This is a genomic window from Microbacterium sp. Leaf351 (assembly GCF_001423825.1).
GTDB lineage: Bacteria > Actinomycetota > Actinomycetes > Actinomycetales > Microbacteriaceae > Microbacterium > Microbacterium ginsengisoli.
The window spans coordinates 124,106-124,655 of sequence record NZ_LMPK01000033.1 but is presented as its reverse complement, the minus strand read 5'-3'; the positions used below and the strand labels follow the sequence as shown (position 1 = coordinate 124,655).

General features: G+C 72.9%; 1 protein-coding gene. It reads right to left on the bottom strand.

Annotated features, from left to right (window positions below; translation table 11 throughout):
- Positions 1-546 (bottom strand): chorismate-binding protein (locus ASG00_RS17870; protein WP_268772113.1); only part of this gene is annotated, 546 nt, incomplete at its 3' end.
- Positions 547-550: the final 4 nt, after the last annotated feature.

Here is a 550-nt window from a genome sequence, read left to right as displayed (position 1 = left end):
CCCTGCGCACCCGGCGTAGGCGCCCCGCGGCTCGACCTCCAGCCGCCCGAGGATCTCGATCGCCGCGAGCTTCGGCGCCCCGCTCATCGAGCCTGCCGGCAGCGTGGCCCGCAGCACTTCATCGAGCGTGGTCCCGGGGTGGAGTCGCCCCGCGACGGTCGAGACGAGCTGGTGCACGGTGGGTGTGGACTCGAGGTGCAGCAGGCTCTCGACGGTGACGGTCGCGGGGTCGCAGATGCGGGCGAGGTCGTTGCGCATGAGGTCGACGATCATCACGTTCTCGGCCCGCTCCTTCGGGCTCTCGCGCAGCTCGGCGACGAGAGCGGCATCCTCCACGTCATCGTCGGCGCGGCGGCGCGTGCCCTTGATGGGACTGGTGCGCACGACTCCTCCCCCGATCTCCAGGAACGTCTCGGGGCTGCCGCCGGCGAGGGCCACGCCTCCGACGCGCACGAACAGCCCGCGTCGCGCGCCCGTGAGCCGGCGCAGGCGCAGGTACGCGTCGACCGGGTCGACGGCGGCATCGACGCTCATCGAGGTCGTCAGGCAG